This window comes from Desertivirga brevis, assembly GCF_017355835.1.
This window is the reverse complement of the sequence record NZ_JAFEWF010000006.1, coordinates 276,122-297,445: the sequence shown is the minus strand read 5'-3', so window position 1 is coordinate 297,445 and position 21,324 is coordinate 276,122. Positions and strand designations below refer to the sequence as shown.

At 41.2% G+C, this 21,324-nt stretch carries 16 protein-coding genes; 15 read left to right on the top strand and 1 reads right to left on the bottom strand.

Annotated features, from left to right (window positions below; translation table 11 throughout):
- The first annotated feature begins 1 nt into the window (after position 1).
- The 6 genes from J4N25_RS16545 (at position 2) to aroC (ending at position 7,197) form a co-directional block, all read left to right on the top strand.
- Positions 2–1,276: an adenylosuccinate synthase gene (locus J4N25_RS16545; protein ID WP_207422900.1), complete on the top strand. Its 1,275-nt coding sequence runs from the start codon at positions 2–4 to the stop codon at positions 1,274–1,276.
- Between the two features lie 17 nt (positions 1,277–1,293).
- A complete protein-coding gene (locus J4N25_RS16540) occupies positions 1,294–2,562 on the top strand; it encodes an anthranilate synthase component I family protein (protein ID WP_207422899.1) in 1,269 nt (422 codons plus the stop codon).
- A 200-nt stretch (positions 2,563–2,762) separates the two neighbouring features.
- Entirely contained in the window at positions 2,763–3,593 is an 831-nt protein-coding gene (locus tag J4N25_RS16535; protein WP_207422898.1) for a prephenate dehydratase, read from the top strand.
- Between the two features lie 78 nt (positions 3,594–3,671).
- A complete protein-coding gene (locus J4N25_RS16530) occupies positions 3,672–4,775 on the top strand; it encodes a bifunctional 3-deoxy-7-phosphoheptulonate synthase/chorismate mutase type II (RefSeq protein ID WP_207422897.1) in 1,104 nt (367 codons plus the stop codon).
- 1 nt (position 4,776) lies between these two features.
- A complete protein-coding gene (aroA, locus tag J4N25_RS16525) occupies positions 4,777–6,027 on the top strand; it encodes a 3-phosphoshikimate 1-carboxyvinyltransferase (RefSeq protein WP_207422896.1) in 1,251 nt (416 codons plus the stop codon).
- Between the two features lie 78 nt (positions 6,028–6,105).
- Entirely contained in the window at positions 6,106–7,197 is a 1,092-nt protein-coding gene (aroC, locus tag J4N25_RS16520) for a chorismate synthase (RefSeq protein WP_207422895.1), read from the top strand.
- A 195-nt stretch (positions 7,198–7,392) separates the two neighbouring features.
- On the opposite strand, the gene J4N25_RS16515 is transcribed toward aroC, so the two are convergent.
- The gene (locus J4N25_RS16515; RefSeq protein WP_207422894.1) at positions 7,393–7,701 is read right to left on the bottom strand and encodes a hypothetical protein; all 309 of its coding nucleotides are present in this window, start codon (positions 7,699–7,701) and stop codon (positions 7,393–7,395) included.
- A gap of 189 nt (positions 7,702–7,890) precedes the next feature.
- Between J4N25_RS16515 and atpD the strand changes: the two genes are divergently transcribed.
- The 9 genes from atpD (at position 7,891) to leuC (ending at position 21,209) form a co-directional block, all read left to right on the top strand.
- Positions 7,891–9,396 carry a F0F1 ATP synthase subunit beta gene (atpD, locus tag J4N25_RS16510; protein WP_207422893.1) on the top strand — a complete coding sequence of 502 codons (1,506 nt, stop codon included), beginning with the start codon at positions 7,891–7,893 and terminating at the stop codon, positions 9,394–9,396.
- Positions 9,397–9,421: 25 nt separating this feature from the next.
- Entirely contained in the window at positions 9,422–9,667 is a 246-nt protein-coding gene (atpC, locus tag J4N25_RS16505; protein ID WP_207422892.1) for an ATP synthase F1 subunit epsilon, read from the top strand.
- Positions 9,668–10,304: 637 nt separating this feature from the next.
- Positions 10,305–12,017: a dihydroxy-acid dehydratase gene (ilvD, locus tag J4N25_RS16500; protein WP_207422891.1), complete on the top strand. Its 1,713-nt coding sequence runs from the start codon at positions 10,305–10,307 to the stop codon at positions 12,015–12,017.
- 186 nt (positions 12,018–12,203) lie between these two features.
- Complete coding sequence (gene ilvB / locus J4N25_RS16495; RefSeq protein WP_207422890.1) at positions 12,204–13,940, top strand: biosynthetic-type acetolactate synthase large subunit; 1,737 nt, start codon at positions 12,204–12,206, stop codon at positions 13,938–13,940.
- 31 nt (positions 13,941–13,971) lie between these two features.
- On the top strand, positions 13,972–14,583 hold the full coding sequence (ilvN, locus tag J4N25_RS16490) for an acetolactate synthase small subunit (protein WP_207422889.1): 612 nt from the start codon (positions 13,972–13,974) through the stop codon (positions 14,581–14,583).
- A 252-nt stretch (positions 14,584–14,835) separates the two neighbouring features.
- The gene (ilvC, locus tag J4N25_RS16485; protein WP_207422888.1) at positions 14,836–16,317 is read left to right on the top strand and encodes a ketol-acid reductoisomerase; all 1,482 of its coding nucleotides are present in this window, start codon (positions 14,836–14,838) and stop codon (positions 16,315–16,317) included.
- Positions 16,318–16,463: 146 nt separating this feature from the next.
- Positions 16,464–17,990 carry an ATP-binding cassette domain-containing protein gene (locus J4N25_RS16480; protein ID WP_207422887.1) on the top strand — a complete coding sequence of 509 codons (1,527 nt, stop codon included), beginning with the start codon at positions 16,464–16,466 and terminating at the stop codon, positions 17,988–17,990.
- A 104-nt stretch (positions 17,991–18,094) separates the two neighbouring features.
- Positions 18,095–19,606, top strand: coding sequence for a 2-isopropylmalate synthase (locus J4N25_RS16475; protein ID WP_207422886.1), 1,512 nt, complete (start codon positions 18,095–18,097; stop codon positions 19,604–19,606).
- A gap of 184 nt (positions 19,607–19,790) precedes the next feature.
- Positions 19,791–21,209: a 3-isopropylmalate dehydratase large subunit gene (gene leuC / locus J4N25_RS16470; RefSeq protein ID WP_207422885.1), complete on the top strand. Its 1,419-nt coding sequence runs from the start codon at positions 19,791–19,793 to the stop codon at positions 21,207–21,209.
- Positions 21,210–21,324 lie beyond the last annotated feature (115 nt).

Here is a 21,324-nt window from a genome sequence, read left to right as displayed (position 1 = left end):
AATGGCTGTTGATGTACTCTTAGGGCTCCAGTGGGGAGACGAAGGTAAAGGCAAAATCGTTGACGTTTTAAGCCCTAAATATGATCTTATTGCAAGATTCCAGGGCGGCCCGAATGCCGGACATACATTGGAATTTGACAATCAGAAATATGTTCTGAACACTATTCCCTCAGGAATTTTTAACGAAAAAACCATGAACCTGATCGGTGGTGGTGTTGTTATTGATCCTATTATCCTCAGAAGAGAGCTTGAGAATCTAAAGAAAAGCGGTTTTGATCCGGTTGCTGAAGGAAAATTGGTTATTGCTCGTAAAGCCCACCTAATCCTTCCAACACACCAATTGCTTGATGCTGCATCGGAAAGCAAAATGGGTGAAGGCAAAATTGGTTCTACCTTAAAAGGAATTGGTCCAACTTATATGGATAAGACAGGGCGCAATGGTTTACGTGTTGGCGATATCATGCTTGCTAACTTCAAAGAGAAGTACGACAAGCTGGTGAACAAACATAAGTCGATTCTGGAGCATTACGGTGAAGTACCTGATTTTTCAGAAAAAGAAGCAGCATTCTTTGATGCTATCGAATATTTAAGAGGGATCCCTCAGGTGGACAGTGAACATCTGGTGAATCAATATTTACGTGAAGGCAAAACCGTATTAGCAGAAGGTGCACAAGGTACTTTATTAGATGTTGATTTCGGCTCTTATCCCTTCGTTACGTCATCCAACACTACAACAGCTGGTGCATGCACAGGTTTAGGTATTGCCCCAAATAAGATCGGTGCGGTTATAGGTATTTTCAAGGCATATTGTACACGTGTTGGTGGTGGCCCTTTCCCTACTGAGCTGGACAATGAAGTTGGAGAAGAATTACGCCGTATCGGTCACGAATTCGGTGCTACTACTGGTCGTGCACGTCGTACGGGTTGGATCGATATCCCTGCTTTAAAGTACGCTATCATGATCAATGGCGTTACCGAATTGGTTATGACTAAAGCGGATGTATTGAGCGGATTTGAAAAGATCTATGCTTGTACCCATTACGAATACAATGGCGAGAAAATCGACTACATGCCTTACGATATCTGTTCTGTAGAAGCCAAGCCTATCTACGAAGAAATTGACGGATGGAATGAAGATTTAACAGGAATTAAGACCATCGGCGAAATTCCTGAAAGATTAGCTGCTTACGTGCAATACATTGAAAAACACGTTGGTGTCCCTGTGAAATATCTTTCAGTAGGACCTGACCGTGTGCAAACTTTAGTATTGAACTAGAGTTTCCTTTTCCGGCTATGAAAACCATTACTCTTTCTCCGGAAGAACTCATAATATTTAAACAAAAAGCATTACAATGGGCTGTTTCATTTGAAACAGCCTGTTATTTTGACTCCAACTCCTACCAGGATCCATATTCGTCCTTTGATCTTCTTATAGCAGCTGGTTCAGGAAAAGAACTGAGATCCTCTGCTGAAAATTCATTTGCGCAACTAAACTCCTTTATTACCCCTGGCGAATGGTCAATTGGCTTTCTGGGCTACGATCTAAAAAACGACGTTGAATCTCTGACATCGAACAATCCAGATAAGGTTCACTTTCCGGACCTGTTTTTTTTCAAGCCATTGCATCTTATACGCATACAGAAAAATACTTGCTATTTGGAGTCGACTGAAGAAGACGAAGTTTTTAGGTTAATTAACTCGCAGATAATAAAGGAAGAACCATGTGAGGCAATTTCTATCGAAATAAAAAGCCGTTTTGATTTCAGCGAATATTACCAGACGGTTGAAAAAGTAAGGGAACATATCCTAAGGGGCGACATCTATGAGATGAACCTCTGCCAGGAATTCTATGCAGAAGGCCAGATGATTCATCCCTTAAAGACCTTTCAAAAGCTGAATACTATCTCCCCTACCCCTTTCTCCTGCTTCTTTAAATTCGAAGGCAATTATATTTTGTCTGCTTCTCCTGAAAGATTTATTTGTCGCCGTGGCGGTAAGCTGGTCTCTCAACCTATCAAGGGAACTGCAAAAAGGAGCGTTGATGAAAAAGAAGACTTGCGCCTGAAAATCGCTCTTAGGAATAACCAGAAGGAGCAATCTGAAAACGTGATGATCGTGGATCTCGTTAGGAATGATCTTACTAAGTGTTCGAGGCCTGGGAGTGTGAAAGTCGAAGAACTCTTTGGAATTTACAGCTTCAGGCAAGTCCACCAGATGATCTCTACCATTATATCTGAAGCAGATCCTTCATTAAATAACGCTGAAATTATCAAAGCAGCTTTTCCTATGGGCTCTATGACCGGAGCCCCTAAATTGCGGGCAATGGAACTAATAGAGGCACTTGAAAAAAGTAAGAGGGGAACGTACTCGGGGGCTGTTGGCTATTTTGCACCCAATGGCGATTTTGACTTTAACGTTGTTATACGTACTATTCTCTATAACTCGAGTACACAATACCTTTCATTCCAGGTTGGAAGCGCAATAACCTATGCATCCGAGCCTTTAAAAGAATACGAAGAATGTCTACTAAAAGCAGAGGCTATTATAAAAGCCCTCGCCTAGAACATTTTTTCATTTTCTCCTTGCCAATTCAAAATCAAACATTTACTTTTGGCACAACGAAAAAGAAATGCAAAACAACACTACATATTGGTTCGGTTACTTTTACTACTTTAGGTAAAAGCCGGGACTAATATGTTTTGACTAAAAGAACTCATATACAAAGTCCCGGCCCAACAGCCGGGACTTTTTTTTTAAGCTAAATGGAGAAGAAAAGAGTAGCCATACAGGGGATCAAGGCATCATTTCACGAAGAAGCCGCATTAAAATTTTTTGGTAATGACATCGAGACGGTTGAATGCAATTCGTTCAAACACACATGTGAGGTACTGAAAAGGAAAGAGGCGGATTTTGTAGTGATGGCAATCGAGAATTCAATTGCAGGTAGTCTTCTTCCTAACTACACACTTCTTCGCGACTACCAGTTCACTATCGTTGGTGAAGTTTATCTTCATATTCAGCTTCATCTGTTAGCACTTCCAGGTGTTACGTTTGATCAGATCAAACGTGTCGAATCCCACCCTATCGCCATTCGTCAATGCGATGACTTCTTCAATGAGCACGCTCATCTGAATATCGTTGAAAGCACTGACACTGCTGCCTGTGCAAAACGGATACGTGATGAACAGTTAACAGACACAGCAGCAATTGCCAATAAGTTAGCTTCAGAGATGTACGGGCTTCAGGTAATGGAACGCCGTATTGAAACAAATAAAAAAAATTACACCCGCTTTCTTATCCTTACCGATAATAAAGATATTCAAATAGAAAAAGCGAATAAGGCATCCTTTTCCTTTCAGGTATCAGATGAAGTAGGTTCGCTAGTAAGGGTATTGGATGCGTTTGCTGAAAACGAAATTAACCTCAGTAAAATACAATCGATGCCGGTTTTGGGAAAAAGGAATCAATACAACTTCTATGTGGATATTGAGTGGCAGGATCATAAGAAGTATGAGGAGGCCTTGCGCAAAGTACTTAGATATACGATTAATTTCACGATTCTAGGAGAGTATCTTAAGAACGACGAGGTGTAAAGATTTGAGCTATGAGCTGACAGCTCACAACTAAAACCAGACAACAGAGATTTTTAAATTTTTAAATTATTAGATAGTATGAAACTGAATTTGAACATAGAACCATTAAGCGCATGGTTAACACCAAAGCACCAGCCGCTTGTAATTGCAGGCCCTTGTAGTGCTGAAACCGAAGAGCAACTATTATCAACTGCACGTTTATTAGCCGATACAGGGAAGATCTCTGTTTTACGTGCTGGTATCTGGAAGCCTCGTACCCGTCCGGGAGAATTTGAAGGTATTGGAAGCATCGGTTTAGAGTGGTTAAAGAAAGCTAAAGCAGAAACAGGATTACCTGTAACAGTTGAAGTGGCGAATGCAAAACACGTAGAAGAAGCATTAGCTGCAGGTGTTGATATCCTTTGGGTTGGAGCACGTTCAACGGTAAACCCTTTCACTGTTCAGGAAATTGCTGATGCTTTAAAAGGTGTTGACATTCCTGTAATGGTTAAAAATCCTGTTAACCCTGATCTTCAGCTTTGGGTTGGTGCATTAGAGCGTTTCAATGGAGCTGGTATCACTAAATTAGCTGCTATTTCCCGCGGATTCTCATCTTTCGAGAAATCATCTTTCCGTAACGAGCCAATGTGGGAAATTACTATACAATTAAAATCATTAATTCCTCACTTACCAGTTATCTGCGATCCAAGTCACATTTGTGGTAACCGTGAGTTAATCCCTTACATCTCTCAAAAAGCGTTAGACTTAGAGATGAACGGTTTGATGATCGAATCTCACATCGATCCATCTGTTGCATGGACTGACGCTAAACAACAAGTAACTCCGGCTGCTTTATCTGATCTTATCGATCATTTAACAGTTCGTACACCTGAAGCTAAAAACCCTGCTGTATCTGATAAATTAGCTGAGCTTCGTAAGCAAATCGACAAACTTGATGACCAAATCATTCAGAAACTTGCTGAAAGAATGAAAATTGTTGAGAAGATCGGTGAGTACAAAAGAGATAACGATATCACTATCCTACAGCTTAACCGTTGGGACGAAGTGTTAGAAAAACGTGCCAGTTTCGCAAAAGCACTTAATCTGGACGAAGAGTTTACTACAAAATTATTAGAATTGATCCACGGCGAGTCTATTAAGAAACAAACTGCGATCATGAACGATAAAACTGTAGTAGAATAACATGAGTCATCCTGTGTTAATACTTTCAAAGCCCGAAAAGAACACTTTTTGCACCACGTATCTTACGGGTTCAAAAAGTGAGAGCAACAGGGCCTTGATATTAAACGCATTAAGCAAAGGAAAGGTGGAAGTAAAAAACCTTTCCTCTGCTGATGATACAGTAACCCTGAATTCTATTCTGGAGGCCAGAAGGACCAACGCCGTTGCTTCAGGAATTCCTACAGTAGATATCGGTCCTGCTGGTACAGCAATGCGTTTTCTTACCGCTTATTTTGCAACCACGGGTCAGGAAGTTGTGATCACTGGAACCGAAAGGATGAAACAACGTCCGATAGGCATCCTGGTAGATGCACTTCGCAGTCTTGGAGCAGAAATAGAGTATGTTGAAAAAGAAGGTTACCCACCTTTAAAGTTCCAACCTTCGTTCGAACAAAAGACACATAAGATCAGCATAAAAGGGAACATCAGTTCTCAATTTATTACCGCATTATTATTGGTAGCACCTTCCCTTTCTCAGGGCCTCGAACTGACTATTGACGGTGAATTAACCTCCCGGCCCTATGTAGAAATGACACTGGCCATGCTGGCTGAAGCAGGAATTTCTCATCAGTGGGACGGTTCGATTATTTCTATCCCTGCTCAAGAGTTTAAATCTTCAGCAATTACAATTGAACCAGACTGGAGTGCAGCTTCCTACTGGTACTCCATCGTAGCTTTATCTGAAGAAAGCTCTATTTCACTTCCATATTTGAAGGAGAACAGTTTACAGGGAGATAGCCGGATCTGTCAGATCATGGAAAGCTTCGGTATCACTACACGATTTACTCCTGAAGGATTGGAGTTAAGCAAAACCACCAGCGAGATTAAGGGAAACTTTTTTGATTTGAAAGATTGCCCTGATCTTGCTCAGACGGTGATTGTGGTTAGTGCGGTACTAGGGCATAATGCTACTTTTACCGGACTTGAAACATTAAAGATCAAGGAAACTGATCGCATTGCTGCTCTTCAAAATGAGCTTGCTAAGATTGGGGTAAAGTTAAATGAAGAGAACGAACATTATCATTTAGATTGTGCAGGCCTTCATTTCCCTGATAAGATTACAGTCAAAACTTATGAAGACCATAGGATGGCAATGGCTTTTGCACCTTTGGCTTTAAAAATAAAACAGCTTGAAATTGAGGAGCCGGCAGTGGTGGGCAAATCTTACCCATCATTCTGGGAGGATCTTAAAAAAGCTGGATTTAAATACTAGTCAAGAAATTTGAGACGTGAAACGGGACACCTGTTTCGCGTTTTGAATTTTGTGACACTCACAACTCACATTTCACAAATGGCAGGTAACTCATTCGGACAATTGTTCCGCATCACAACATTCGGGGAATCGCACGGGGCAGCAATAGGAGTAATCATTGATGGTTGCCCTCCTAATGTTGAACTTGACCTTGAATTTATTCAAAGTGAACTGGATAAACGCAAGCCTGGTCAATCCAAGATAACTACTCAAAGAAAAGAAAGTGACACTGCACAGATCCTTTCCGGAATCTTTGAAGGAAAAAGCACGGGCACCCCTATTGCATTGGTTATTCCTAATGAAGATCAAAAGTCCAAGGACTATGATCATAACAAAGATATTTTCCGCCCCTCCCACGCCGACTATACCTATCAGTCGAAATATGGAATAAGAGATCACCGGGGTGGCGGTCGTTCGTCAGCCAGGGAAACTGCAGCACGTGTAGCGGCTGGTGCGATAGCGAAGCTGTTCCTAAAACAAAAAGGAGTAGAAGTTTTCGCTCATGTATCTTCAGTTGGGACTATAACTGCCCCAAATATTGATCCTTCTGATTTAAATGAGCTACTTGATATCCGTGAAAGCAATATTGCTCGGTGTGCAGACCCCGCAACAGCTCATGAAATGATAGAGTTTATTGATTCTGTTCGTAAAGCTGGCGATACAGTTGGTGGAAAGGTTTCATGCATTATCCGTAACTGTCCTGTCGGTTTAGGAGAGCCGGTGTTTGACAAGCTTCATGCAGATCTTGGGAAAGCCATGCTAAGTATCAATGCTGTTCACGGTTTCGAGTACGGTTCCGGCTTTGAAGGGTCTGAGATGAGAGGCTCTGAACATAATGATATCTTTCAACCTTCTTCAAATGGAAAACCTGTGAGCACACTTACAAATTTCTCAGGTGGTATCCAGGGTGGAATCGCGAACGGCATGGACATTACATTCCGGGTAGCCTTTAAGCCTGTAGCAACTATCATGCACAACCAAAATACGGTTAATAAGGAAGGAGACGCAGCCGAGATTAAAGGTAAGGGGCGTCATGACCCTTGTGTAGTACCTCGCGCAGTAGCAATTGTCGAAGCAATGGCAGCACTGACTATTGCTGATCATTACTTAAGACAAAACGCATATTTATAGTAATAAAGGGAGTCTAAGCATTAGGCTCCCTTTATTACATCATTGTTCACTCATTCTAACATTCTATCCTTCTAACATTCAGTCCTTCTATCATTCTGCCCGTCTATCATTCTATCATTCTATCATTCTATCATTTTTAAATAAAAAAGGAGCCTCATCGCTGAAACTCCTTTATGACCTCAAAAAATATTATCTCTAGTGGGCGGTTCCCGTTTCTGAATCATTTTCAATATTCCTCTTCATACTACCTTTGGTAGCCCAGGCAATAAATAGAATGACAACCGCGGCGACAAGTGCCCATACCCATGGTTGCAGATACCAGGGGGTTTCCCTTGTATCGTAATTAAACTCCGTTGTCGCTTTGTTGTTATTGCTCCTGTTCTCATCGTCCTCAGCATTCACCCTTTGAGCAAATGTTGTCAGGTTGATAAACATTAGAAAAATAACGGCTCCCACATATCTTGTATAGTGATTTAAATCATCCTTTATCCTGATCGCGTTCATAATTTCTCCTATTTATATAATGGTAACAGCATCAAATTGGAAGGGTTTTAAAAAAAGTTCTTGACATCTCAAAAATCTTTTAAACAGTCATTTGATTTTCTTTTTTAAAACGTATTTTTGCGGCACCAAAATGAGTGTCACGTAAAGTGATTATTTAACTGAGTAACAAATTTTTCATTAAAAGTTTATATGCCTAACACTGGAAAAATAGCGCAGATTATCGGACCCGTAGTTGACGTGAGCTTCGCAGAAAACGCAAAGCTTCCTCAAATTTTTGATGCTTTGGTTATCACTAAGGCTAATGGTCAAAAAATCATCCTTGAGGTTCAACAACACTTAGGAGAAGACCGCGTACGCGCAATCGCGATGGACTCTACAGATGGTCTTGTTCGCGGAATGGACGTAGTTGACACTGGTGCTCCGATCAAAATGCCTATTGGAGACAGTATAAAAGGACGTGTATTTAACGTTGTAGGTGATCCAATCGACGGTATCGTTGAACTTGAAAAAGCAAATGGTCGCCCTATCCACGCAAAACCTCCACGTTTCGAAGATCTTTCTACTGAAACAGAAGTATTATTCACTGGTATTAAAGTTATCGACCTTCTTGAGCCTTACGCTAAAGGTGGTAAGATCGGATTGTTCGGTGGTGCGGGTGTAGGTAAAACAGTATTGATCCAAGAGCTGATCAATAATATCGCTAAGGGTCACGGTGGTCTTTCTGTATTTGCCGGTGTAGGTGAGCGTACTCGTGAAGGAAACGACTTACTTCGTGAGATGCTTGAGTCAGGCATCATTAAATATGGTGAAGAGTTCATGCATGGTATGGAGAAAGGCGAATGGGATCTTTCTAAGATCGATGAGGCAGAACTTAAAGAGTCAAAAGCAACCTTCGTATTCGGACAAATGAACGAGCCTCCAGGTGCACGTGCACGTGTTGCTCTTTCAGGTTTGACTATTGCAGAATATTTCCGTGATGGTGATGAGCAAGGACAAGGAAAAGATATCCTTTTCTTCATCGACAATATCTTCCGTTTCACTCAGGCAGGTTCTGAGGTATCAGCGCTATTAGGCCGTATGCCTTCTGCGGTAGGTTACCAACCTACACTTGCAACTGAAATGGGTTTAATGCAGGAGCGTATCACTTCAACAAAACGTGGTTCAATCACTTCAGTACAAGCAGTATATGTACCTGCGGATGACTTGACCGACCCTGCGCCAGCTACAACTTTCGCCCACTTGGATGCAACAACAGTACTTTCACGTAAGATCGCTGAGCTTGGTATCTATCCAGCTGTGGATCCATTGGATTCAACTTCACGTATCTTAAGTCCAATGATCTTGGGTAGTGATCATTACAATACTGCACAACGTGTAAAAGAGATCCTTCAACGTTATAAAGAACTTCAGGACATCATCGCGATCCTTGGTATGGACGAGCTTTCAGAAGAAGATAAACTAACTGTACACCGCGCACGTCGTGTACAACGTTTCTTATCTCAGCCTTTCCACGTAGCAGAGCAATTTACAGGTCTTAAAGGAGTACTTGTTGACATTAAAGATACTATCAAAGGTTTCAACATGATTATGGATGGTGAAGTGGATGAATACCCTGAAGCAGCATTCAACCTTGTTGGTACAATCGAAGATGCAGTAGAAAAAGGTAAGAAATTACTTGCTGAAGCTAACGCTTAGTATCACATTTCAAATCTAAGCACCAATGAGATTAGAAATATTAACACCAGATAAAACGATCTTCGAAGGCGATGTAACTTCTGTAACAGTACCAGGAGTAAACGGATCTTTTGAAGTATTGAACAATCACGCACCTATCATCTCTATTTTAGAAGATGGTAATGTAACGATCCGCACAGGCAAACAATCAGAAAGCATGTTCATTCATGGCGGAGTGGTTGAAGTACTTGACAACAAAATAATGTTGCTTGCAGAAGGTGTAAGACAATAAAAAGTCGAAACGACATTCGTAGAAAACCGGGTAAGAAATTATCCGGTTTTTTTATTGGTATTTTTTATTGAGTTCCTGCTCGTTCCACTTCAATCGAACCCCAAAAAGGACGCAGTCAAAAAATGAAAACCCTTACCATTAATGAGCAGATTTATACAGGTTTTTCCTTATATAAGTGCTTTTTACGAAGAATTTTCGTTTTCCTCTCTGGATCTACACAAAAACATACCGTATACCAAAGTCGCTTTTGGTATATGCATCAAGAATAAAATAAAGATCAAATCCAAGATGTACAGAATTATATTCTACTTAATCTAAATTGATAAAATTTTATTCTAATTGCATTTTATTACTCTACCCTATTGACTAATAAAATTCTTGTTCCTACCTTGAGAAAACAAAACAACAAGCCTGGATTTGACAAATATGGCCCGAGGATTTAACCACATAATTAGCATTAACATTATCAATGTTCTCCTTTTGGTGAACGTTGTCATTGTGCTCTTGGATGAGGTCCAGTCGAAGGTGATGTAAAACAAAAATACAAAGGCGCCTTCGACAAAAACGGAGGCGCTTTTTTTGTAAACGGGGTTTGTTTGAGACGATAAAACCACAACATTAAAAATAAAAAAACCACATGGCGTCTGATAACACAGAAAGCACAACAGTAGTAAATGAGATTAATCGCTACAGCAAAACTCTTACTCAAGATCCGACTCAGCCGGCTGCGCAGGCGATGCTTTACGGGATCGGTTTAACTGACGAAGACATGAAAAAAGCACAAGTGGGAATTGCCAGTATGGGTTACGATGGTAATACCTGTAATATGCACTTAAATGATCTTGCTAAGATCGTAAAAGAAGGTGTATGGGCTGAAGATCTTGTCGGTTTGATCTTTAATACTATTGGTGTAAGTGACGGTATGAGTAACGGCACAGATGGGATGCGTTATTCTTTAGTAAGTCGTGACGTTATTGCCGATTCAATTGAAGCGGTTTGTGGTGCACAATACTATGATTCATTAATTGCTCTTCCTGGTTGCGACAAAAATATGCCTGGATCTTTAATAGCTATGGGCCGTTTAAATCGTCCATCTATTATGGTGTATGGAGGGACCATTGCTCCCGGACATTATAAAGGCGAAGACCTGAACATCGTTTCAGCATTCGAAGCCTTAGGAAAGAAGATCGCTGGTCAGCTTGACGAAATTGACTTTAAAGAAATTATAAAAAACTCTTGCCCGAGCGCCGGTGCTTGCGGTGGTATTTACACCGCAAACACAATGGCGGCAGCCATTGAAGCTTTAGGAATGAGTTTACCTTATTCTTCATCTAACCCAGCATTAAGTGAGAACAAAAAACAGGAATGTTTAGCTGCTGGTAAGGCTATACGTCTTCTTATGGAGCGTGACATCAAGCCAAAAGACATCATGACTAAAGAGGCATTTGAAAATGCTATCGTTACGATCATGGTTCTTGGCGGTTCAACTAATGCTGTACTACATCTCCTTGCTATTGCAAAAAGTGTAGATGTAGACCTTACACAAGATGACTTCCAGGCTATTTCTAATCGTATTCCTCTATTAGTAGATATGAAGCCAAGTGGTAGGTATATGATGGAAGACCTGCACAAGATCGGTGGAGTTCCTGCGGTAATGAAATATTGCCTTGAGCAAGGATGGTTACACGGAGAGTGCTTAACCTGTACAGGAAAGACTCTTGCTGAAAACCTTGCTGAGGTTCCTTCTCTTGAATTCGAAACTCAAAAGATCGTATTTCCGAAAGAAAGTCCGATCAAAGCAACTGGTCACTTGCAGATCATCTACGGAAACCTTGCAGAAGGTGGTAGTGTGGCGAAGATCACAGGTAAAGAGGGTGAGCGTTTTGAGGGACCTGCACGTGTTTTTGATGGTGAAAAAGAACTGATCGAAGGTATATCATCAGGCCGTGTACAAAAAGGGGATGTTGTAGTTATCCGTAACGTAGGTCCGAAAGGTGGTCCGGGAATGCCTGAAATGCTAAAGCCTACTTCTGCACTAATTGGTGCTGGCCTTGGAAAATCAGTTGCTCTTATCACTGATGGGCGTTTCAGTGGAGGAACACATGGTTTCGTAGTAGGACATATCGTACCGGAAGCTTACGACGGTGGATTAATAGGACTAGTACAAGATAATGACATTATTGAGATAGATGCGGTTAATCGTTTGATGACTTTAAAAGTCTCAGAAGAAGTGATTGCAGAAAGAAGAGCTAAATGGTCACAGCCAGAGCTGAAAGTTAAAAAAGGTTTGCTTTATAAATATGCCAAACAGGTAAGTTCTGCAGCCGAAGGTTGCGTAACGGACTTGTAGCCCCTTAGCTTCGGGCGAAAATCAGGATAGGCTTGCTAAAAGGGGAACTCTTTACTAACGCCCTTAACATGACGATCATTAGAAGTTGGAATAAAAATTAAAAAACGAAAAGACAATTGATTTAAGATACAAGAAGTAACGAGCAAGATCTCTAATCTAATATCTCAAATCTCAAATCTAATAACAATGGAGACAGCACAACAGGAAGCAACAACTGCAGATCAGAAGACAAGCATCGAACTAACAGGTTCGCAGGCTGTATTAGAAGCACTGATAGCAGAAGGTACGGAGACCGTTTTTGGTTATCCAGGTGGCGCGATCATGCCTATTTACGATGCCTTATATGATTATACTGAAAAGCTTAACCATATCCTGGTTCGCCATGAGCAAGGTGGTATTCATGCAGCGCAGGGATTTGCACGTACTTCCGGTCGTGTCGGTGTTGTCTTCGCTACCAGTGGCCCGGGTGCAACAAATCTTATAACAGGTTTAGCGGATGCTCAAATTGATAGTACACCGCTAGTTTGTATCACAGGACAAGTGTTTGCGCATCTTCTAGGTACTGATGCTTTCCAGGAAACCGACGTGATAAACATTACTACTCCGGTTACTAAATGGAATTATCAGGTTACTGATGCTAATGAAATTCCTGAGGTTTTAGCTAAAGCCTTTTATATCGCGAAAACAGGAAGACCTGGCCCGGTTTTAATTGATATTACTAAGAATGCTCAGCTACAAAAGTTCGAGTACAAAGGATACAACTTCTGTAATCATATCCGTAGCTATCGTCCCAAGCCGATCGTTCGTAAAGAATACATTGAGGAAGCAGCAAAGCTTATTAATGAAGCCAAAAAACCATTTGTTCTTTGGGGGCAAGGTGTGATTTTAGGAAGCGCAGAAAAAGAATTTGCAGCTTTTATTGAAAAATCAGGTATTCCTTCTGCCTGGACAATTCTTGGCGCTGGTGCAATTCCTTCTGATCACCCTCTTAACGTTGGGATGTTGGGAATGCACGGAAACTACGGGCCAAATGTATTAACAAACGAGTGCGATGTATTGATCGCTATCGGGATGCGCTTCGATGATCGTGTAACCGGTCGCCTTGATAAGTATGCTAAACAGGCAAAAGTTATTCATCTAGATATAGATCCTGCAGAAATTGATAAAAACGTTCAGACTACTGTTCCTGTATGGGGTGACTGTAAAGAAACCCTTCCCCTATTGACAGAGCTGGTTCAATCTAAACAACATACAGAATGGCTGGCGAAGTTTAATGAATTTACCCGTCAGGAGGTTGAACAGGTAATAAAAGACGAGCTTTTCCCAACTAGCGAAGAGCTGACCATGGGTGAGGTTATTCAGCAGATCAACGAGATTACTGGCGGTGAAGCTGTTATTGTAACCGATGTTGGTCAGCACCAAATGGTGGCATGCCGTTATGCAAAATTGAACAAAACACGCAGCAACGTAACCAGCGGAGGTTTAGGAACTATGGGATTCAGTCTGCCTGCTGCTATCGGTGCTAAGTTTGGAGCTCCCGATCGCCCGGTTATCGCTGTTATCGGTGATGGTGGGGTTCAGATGACGATCCAGGAATTAGGTACAATTATGCAATTTGATGTGGACGTTAAAATCCTAATCCTGAACAACCAATTCCTTGGAATGGTACGTCAGTGGCAGCAATTATTTCATGATAGACGCTATTCGTTCGTAAATATCACTAGTCCTGACTACGTTAAAGTTGCCGAAGGATACCGTATCCCTGGTACCAGCGTAAGCAAAAGAGAGGACTTAAGGCCAGCCTTGGAAAGAATGTTGAATGTAAAAGGATCTTTCTTGCTTGAGGTAATGGTAACCAAAGAGAATAACGTATTCCCAATGGTACCGCAAGGTTGCAGCGTGAGTGAAATAAGGTTGAAATAAGCCGAAAGCTAAACACAAAAAAATTCAAATCATGACAGCTTACATTCCAAACCCTGAGAAGCAGGAATATAACATCACAGTTTATACCGAAAACCAGATCGGTCTTCTTACTCGTATTGCGATAATCTTCAGCAGAAGAAAGATCAACATCGAGAGTTTAAATACCTCTCCTTCTGAAATCGAAAGTATTCATCGCTTCAATATCGTAATTACTGAAACTGAGGCTGTAGTTCGTAAAGTTTGCAGGCAGATCGAAAAGCAGGTTGAGGTTCTGAAGGTGTATTACAACAGCAACGAAGATGTGATCTGGCAGGAAATGGCCTTATATAAAGTGCCTACTGATCAAATTGCAGAGAAAGCTATAGTAGAACGTCTTCTTCGTGAAAATGGAGCTCGTGCAGTGGTGATCAGACATGATTATACTGTATTTGAAACTACTGGCCACCGCGGCGAAACTGATGCCCTAATTGAAAAGCTTCAACCTTACGGTCTCATTGAATTCGTTCGCAGTGCTCGTATTGCCATTATTAAAGATAGTGAAGGATTCAACAGAAAGCTTCGCGAATTCGAACAGCTGGAGCCAGGTCAGGAAGTAAGTGAAAACGAGTATCTGAACAGCGCTGACAAAGTATTTACGATGTAGTTGTGAGCGATGAGTTTTGAGCTTTGAGCAATGGGCCTAGTCCTGCTGGCTGATAACTCATAGCTCACAGCTGATAACTAACAGCTCACAGCTAATAGCCGGCTCATACCTTCTAATTTAAATATTTGCACTAAATTAGCGCCGCTTATATGAAGCCGCTTACACTTAAGCATTTGAAGGCTTCGCGTGACTGACCGAAAAGGGAAATACAAAAAACTTTAACAAAAATTAATAGAAATCAAGCAATAAAAAATGGCAAATTATTTCAATACACTACCCCTTAGGGAACAATTAAACCAGCTGGGTGTATGCGAATTCATGGACAATTCTGAATTTTCTGACGGTGTTAACGCACTTAAAGGAAAGAAAATCGTAATCGTGGGTTGCGGAGCTCAAGGTTTAAATCAAGGTTTGAACTTAAGAGATAGTGGTTTAGATGTTAGTTATACATTGCGTAAAGAAGCTATCGAACAGAAAAGGGATTCATGGAAAAACGCTACAAGCAATAATTTCACCGTTGGTACATACGAAGAACTACTTCCAACTGCCGACCTGGTAATCAACCTTACTCCTGATAAGCAACACACGTCTGTAATTAACGCTGTAATGCCATTAATGAAACAAGGAGCTACGTTATCTTACTCTCACGGTTTCAACATCGTTGAAGAAGGTATGCAGATCCGTAAAGACATTACTGTGATCATGGTGGCTCCTAAATCGCCTGGTTCTGAAGTGCGTTCTGAGTATGTAAGAGGATTTGGTGTTCCTACCCTTATAGCTGTTCACCCTGAAAACGATCCTGAAGGAAAAGGTTTAGAGTGGGCTAAAGCTTATTGCGTTGGTACTGGTGGTCACCGTGCCGGAGTTTTACGTTCATCTTTCGTAGCTGAAGTAAAATCTGATTTGATGGGCGAGCAAACTATCCTTTGTGGTTTGTTACAAACTGGTTCTATCCTTTCTTTCGACAAAATGGTTGAAAAAGGTATCGATGCTGGTTACGCTTCTAAATTAGTTCAGTATGGTGTTGAAGTGATCACCGAAGCTCTGAAACATGGTGGTGTATCAGGTATGATGGATCGTTTAAGCAATGTTGCTAAGATCAAAGCTTTTGAGGTTTCTGAAGAATTAAAAGACATTATGCGTCCTTTGTTCCAAAAGCATCAAGATGATATCATGAGCGGTGAATTCAGCCGTACAATGATGGAAGACTGGGCTAATGGTGATGCAAACTTGTTGAAGTGGAGAGCTGAAACAGGTGAAACTGCTTTTGAAAAAACTCCTGCAGGTGATGTAAAAATCGGTGAGCAAGAATACTTTGATAACTACTTATTGATGGTGGCTTTTGTTAGAGCTGGAGTTGAATTAGCTTTTGAAACAATGGTTGAAGCAGGTATCAAACCTGAATCTGCTTACTACGAGTCCTTACACGAAACTCCACTTATCGCGAATACTATCGCTCGTAAGAAATTGTTCGAAATGAACCGTGTAATTTCTGATACTGCAGAGTACGGTTGTTATTTGTTCGATCAGGCTTGTAAACCTTTATTAGCTGACTTCATGAAGAAAGTTGACACTGACTTAGTGGGTAAAAACTTCAATGAAGGTAAAGACGGGTCAGTTGATAATCAGCAATTAGTTGCAATCAACGAAACTCTTCGTAATCATGAGGTAGAGATTGTGGGTACTAAATTGCGTAAAGCAATGACCGCAATGAAAGCAATTAAGACGGTATAAGTATTTAGGTCCTGGTGTTAAATCGGGGTAGGCCTTTTAAAGGGAAAACTAGCGAGGCGTGAATACAAAATTTTAAAATCCCTCTCTCTTGGGAGAGGGATTTATAATAAGATAATTCTCCTTTGACAAACAATAACCATCAATACATGAACGATAGCAAGTCAAAGTCTCCGTTAGGGGATTTAGCGTCAGGAGATCGGGCGAGTGCTGAAGCGTTTGTTTTGATCCGGGATTTAAATCTTCAGTTTGCACAAAAGCAGGTATTGAACAATTTAAATTGGACTATTGAACAAGGTGAAAACTGGTTATTGGGGGGAACGAGCGGAAGCGGGAAAACTTCTTTAGCGAAAGTGATTGCTGGTTTACAGAAGGCAGCTGGACACGTAAGAATTGATTTTGATAAAGAAAGCTCTTTAGAGGCTGAAGTATTATTTGTAGAAAGCTGGTACCGCTTTAAAAATATAGAAGGCTTATCCAACTTCTACTATCAACAGCGATATACAAGCCTACAAGCAAACGAAACCATCACCGTAAATGCAGAATTGCAGCACTACGGCAAAGAAAAAAACTTAGAGTTTGAGGGATTGGAGAAGCTATTGCAGGCTCTGAATTTTTCAGCTCTTCAAAATTCGCAACTGCTTGAACTATCAAGCGGCGAACATAAGAAATTACAGTTGATTAAAGCACTATGGTTGAAGCCACAATTGCTGATCATCGATCAGCCTTACACGGGCCTTGACGCTTTATCACGCACAAAATTAAATAGCTTACTAGATAACTTATCAGACGAAGGATTACACTATATCCTGATCTGTAATGATAAAGAACTCCCCAGGAGCTTAAATTGCTTCGCAGAAATAGTTGAGGGGCAATTAAAAAGATTGAATTCACTGGAAGAAATATCAGCTTCTGGTACAAGACAATCAAGAGAATTACCAGTTTTTTTAAAGGAAAGGCCTTCCTACACCTCCGATGAGATCGTCAGGATGGTCGATGTGAACATTAGTTATGGAGAAAAGCAGGTATTAAAAAATATAAACTGGGAAGTTAGAGCAGGTGAAAAGTGGCTGTTGCAGGGGCCAAATGGTTCAGGGAAATCGACCCTGCTGAGTTTAATAAACGGCGACCATCCTCAATCTTATGCCAACAATTTTTATCTGTTCGGCAACAAAAGAGGAAGTGGCGAAAGCATCTGGGATATCAAGCAACATACAGGTATTATTTCTCCTGAGTTTCATTGGTACTTTGATGCAACATCAACTGTTTGGCAAAGTATTGCTTCGGGATTTTATGATTCAGTGGGCTTGTACAGGCAATTACCTTTTTCGAAAAGTGCAAAGGTTGATGAACTGATCGATTTCTTTGATTTGACAGAAAATAAAAGCGACTTGCTTAGCAACCTACCGCTGGGAAAACAGCGGCTGGTGTTACTGGCAAGAACGATTATCAAAAATCCGGAACTATTGATCCTGGATGAACCCTGTCAGGGATTAGATCAGCAGCAAACAGCGTACTTCAATCAGCTGGTGGATGAATTGAGCGTGAATGGCATGACTATAATTTATGTCGGCCACTTTGCCTCGGCACTCCCCACCTGCCTTGAAAAACGGATAGTTCTGAATGAAGGCAAAGTTGTAGCCATAGAGACTATCGAAGAAGGCTGTTTAATTTAAAATTGGAATTTAAGAGTTTAGTAATACCCGGGGATGGTATTCACTGAAACAAGAAATATGTAAAGAAAATGCATCTCCACCACTAAATCAACAGAACAAAAACGATGTTACACGATCCAAACCGTATTTATATTTTTGATACTACGCTGCGTGACGGCGAGCAGGTACCTGGTTCTCAATTAACAACTCCTGAAAAGATCATAATCGCTGAGGCGCTGGAGAAACTCGGAGTTGATGTTATTGAAGCTGGCTTCCCTATCTCTAGTCCTGGCGATTTTCAAAGTGTGGTTGAATTATCCAAGGCTATTCGTGAGCCTATTATTTGTGCCCTAACCCGTGCAAATAAAGGGGATATTGATTGTGCAGCAGAAGCTCTCAAATTTGCTAAACGTCCGCGTATCCATACGGGTATTGGTTCTTCCGACATGCATATTCAGTACAAGTTTAACAGTACCCGTGAGAAGATCCTTGAGCGTGGTGTTGAGGCGGTGAAGTATGCGAAGCAATTTGTGGAAGATGTTGAATTCTATGCAGAAGACGCTGGTCGTGCTGATAACGTGTTCCTGGCGCAGATGATCGAAGCAGTAATTGCTGCCGGAGCAACTGTGGTTAACATTCCTGATACTAACGGATATTGTTTACCGGAGCAGTACGGGGAGAAGATCAAATTCCTTAAAGAGAACGTTAAAAACATAGATCAGGCTATTATCTCTGTTCACTGCCATAATGATCTTGGTTTGGCTACGGCAAACAGTATAGCCGGCCTGCATAATGGTGCCCGCCAAGTAGAATGTACCATTAATGGTATCGGCGAGCGTGCAGGAAATACGTCGCTGGAAGAGGTTGTAATGATCCTGAACACCCATAAAGCTTTGGGTTATCACAAGCTAATCAATATTAACACGAAACATTTATATGGATTAAGCGGAATGGTGAGCCGCATGATGCGCATGCCTGTTCAGCCGAACAAAGCAATTGTGGGTAAAAATGCTTTTGCTCATAGTTCAGGTATCCATCAGGATGGTTTCTTAAAACATCGTGAAAATTACGAGATCATTAATCCTGAAGATGTGGGTATTGACTCGGCTGATATCGTATTAACAGCCCGTAGCGGCCGTGCGGCGTTAAAGCATCACTTGGAGCGTTTAGGGTATACGATCGAAAAAATCGATCTTGATCATACTTATCAAAAGTTCCTTGAACTTGCGGATGAGAAGAAAGAGGTTAAGGACGACGACTTATTGAAATTAATGGGTGCCGACGAAACTAATTATAAGAACGGTGTCAGCATTAATTCAATAAAAGTGACTACAGGCGATCAGGAGCAACCTGAAGCGGAGATCAATCTTCATTTCAATGGTGAGGATCACACAGCAAAAGCAACAGGGAACGGTCCCGTAAGTGCAACGATCAATGCCATCCTGAACATCCTGAAGAAAGATATCGAGATTAAGGAATTTAATATCCATTCGATCCACGGTGGCAGCGATGATGTGAGCAAAGTAGATATGCGTGTGATGTTCGAAGATAAATCATACATGGGTTATGGATTCAGTACCGATATCGTCAGAGCTTCGGCTAACGCGTATCTGGATGCGCTGAACAAGTTTGTTTAAACCTTGCACTACCCCTGCCCCAACTGCGCGTTGCAGGAAAACGCAGGCAGACATTGCAACGCTGTCTGTCGTTAAACAATAAAGCATTGAAATAATTTTGAAGTAATTGCTTCAAAATGACTTAATAAAGGTACCCTTTGTACAATAAGGGTCGTTAAAGGAAATAGTAAAACTAAAAGTAGAAATGAGCAAGACATTATTTGACAAGGTGTGGGACTCGCATGTGGTACGTAAGATTGAAGGTGGTCCGGATGTGTTCTTTATTGATCGCCATTTGATTCATGAAGTTACCAGTCCGGTAGCATTCCTTGGATTGAAAAGCAGAGGATTAAGCGTTCTGTATCCTGAGCGTACGTTCGCTACAGCAGACCATAACACCCCAACAATTAATCAGCATTTACCGGTAGCAGATCCTCTTTCAGCCAACCAGTTGAAACAATTAGAGGAGAATGCAAATGAGTTTGGTATCCGCCACTGGGGATTGGGTCACCAGAAAAACGGTATCGTTCACGTTGTTGGTCCCGAGAACGGTATTACCCTTCCAGGTGCAACTATCGTATGTGGCGACTCTCACACCTCTACTCATGGTGCTTTTGGTGCTATCGCTTTCGGTATTGGTACCTCTGAAGTAGAAATGGTTCTTACTTCTCAGTGTATCATGCAGCCAAAGCCTAAGAAAATGAGGATCAATATCACAGGTTCTTTAGGTAAAGGTGTTACTCCTAAGGACGTTGCTTTGTTCATCATCTCTAAACTGACCACTTCCGGAGCTACTGGTTACTTCGTAGAGTACGCGGGAGAAGTATTCGAGAAAATGAGTATGGAAGGTCGTATGACTGTTTGTAACCTAAGTATCGAAATGGGTGCACGCGGTGGTATGATCGCTCCTGATGAAACTACTTTCAACTACATAGCTGGTCGCGAGTTTACACCTAAAGGTGAAGCATGGGATAAAGCAATGGAATACTGGAAAACGTTGAAAACTGATGCAGATGCTGTATTCGATATGGAATATACTTTCGATGGAAGCAGCATCGAACCAATGATCACCTACGGAACTAACCCAGGTATGGGTATGGGTATCTCTAAGTCTATTCCAACTGCTGAAGAAGTTGAAGGAGGAAAAGCAACATACGAGAAATCTCTAGGTTACATGGGTTTCCATGAAGGTGAAGCAATGATCGGCAAACCAGTTGACTATGTATTCGTAGGTAGTTGTACAAATGGTCGTATTGAAGACTTCAGAGCTTTTGCATCAGTAGTTAAAGGCCGTAAGAAAGCTGATAATGTAACTGCTTGGTTAGTACCAGGATCACACATTGTTGAAGCGCAAATCAAAGAAGAAGGAATTCTTGATATCTTAACAGAATCTGGTTTCGAACTTCGTCAGCCAGGATGTTCTGCATGTCTTGCAATGAACGACGATAAAGTTCCTGCTGGGAAGTATGCAGTAAGTACTTCAAACAGAAACTTTGAAGGTCGCCAGGGACCAGGTGCAAGAACAATGCTTGCAAGTCCTTTGGTTGCAGCTGCTGCTGCCGTTACAGGAGTAGTAACAGATCCTAGAACTTTAATTGAAGAACAAACTTTAGAATTAGCTTAAGACTGGTAAAAGGAGAAAGTTTAAAGGTAAAAGCTATAAGCAATTGCTTTATACTACCTTTTGCTCTAAAGACTAATATTTAATAAAAGCTGAAAGGCGAGAAGTTTAAAGTAAA

Excerpts from the sequence above, each read along its gene's own strand:
- J4N25_RS16545 (WP_207422900.1), top strand. The coding sequence starts at position 2 with ATGGCTGTTGATGTACTCTTAGGGCTCCAGTGGGGAGACGAAGGTAAA.
- J4N25_RS16540 (WP_207422899.1), top strand. The coding sequence starts at position 1,294 with ATGAAAACCATTACTCTTTCTCCGGAAGAACTCATAATATTTAAACAA.
- J4N25_RS16535 (WP_207422898.1), top strand. The coding sequence starts at position 2,763 with ATGGAGAAGAAAAGAGTAGCCATACAGGGGATCAAGGCATCATTTCAC.
- J4N25_RS16530 (WP_207422897.1), top strand. The coding sequence starts at position 3,672 with ATGAAACTGAATTTGAACATAGAACCATTAAGCGCATGGTTAACACCA.
- aroA (WP_207422896.1), top strand. The coding sequence starts at position 4,777 with ATGAGTCATCCTGTGTTAATACTTTCAAAGCCCGAAAAGAACACTTTT.
- aroC (WP_207422895.1), top strand. The coding sequence starts at position 6,106 with ATGGCAGGTAACTCATTCGGACAATTGTTCCGCATCACAACATTCGGG.
- J4N25_RS16515 (WP_207422894.1), bottom strand. The coding sequence starts at position 7,701 with ATGAACGCGATCAGGATAAAGGATGATTTAAATCACTATACAAGATAT.
- atpD (WP_207422893.1), top strand. The coding sequence starts at position 7,891 with ATGCCTAACACTGGAAAAATAGCGCAGATTATCGGACCCGTAGTTGAC.
- atpC (WP_207422892.1), top strand. The coding sequence starts at position 9,422 with ATGAGATTAGAAATATTAACACCAGATAAAACGATCTTCGAAGGCGAT.
- ilvD (WP_207422891.1), top strand. The coding sequence starts at position 10,305 with ATGGCGTCTGATAACACAGAAAGCACAACAGTAGTAAATGAGATTAAT.
- ilvB (WP_207422890.1), top strand. The coding sequence starts at position 12,204 with ATGGAGACAGCACAACAGGAAGCAACAACTGCAGATCAGAAGACAAGC.
- ilvN (WP_207422889.1), top strand. The coding sequence starts at position 13,972 with ATGACAGCTTACATTCCAAACCCTGAGAAGCAGGAATATAACATCACA.
- ilvC (WP_207422888.1), top strand. The coding sequence starts at position 14,836 with ATGGCAAATTATTTCAATACACTACCCCTTAGGGAACAATTAAACCAG.
- J4N25_RS16480 (WP_207422887.1), top strand. The coding sequence starts at position 16,464 with ATGAACGATAGCAAGTCAAAGTCTCCGTTAGGGGATTTAGCGTCAGGA.
- J4N25_RS16475 (WP_207422886.1), top strand. The coding sequence starts at position 18,095 with ATGTTACACGATCCAAACCGTATTTATATTTTTGATACTACGCTGCGT.
- leuC (WP_207422885.1), top strand. The coding sequence starts at position 19,791 with ATGAGCAAGACATTATTTGACAAGGTGTGGGACTCGCATGTGGTACGT.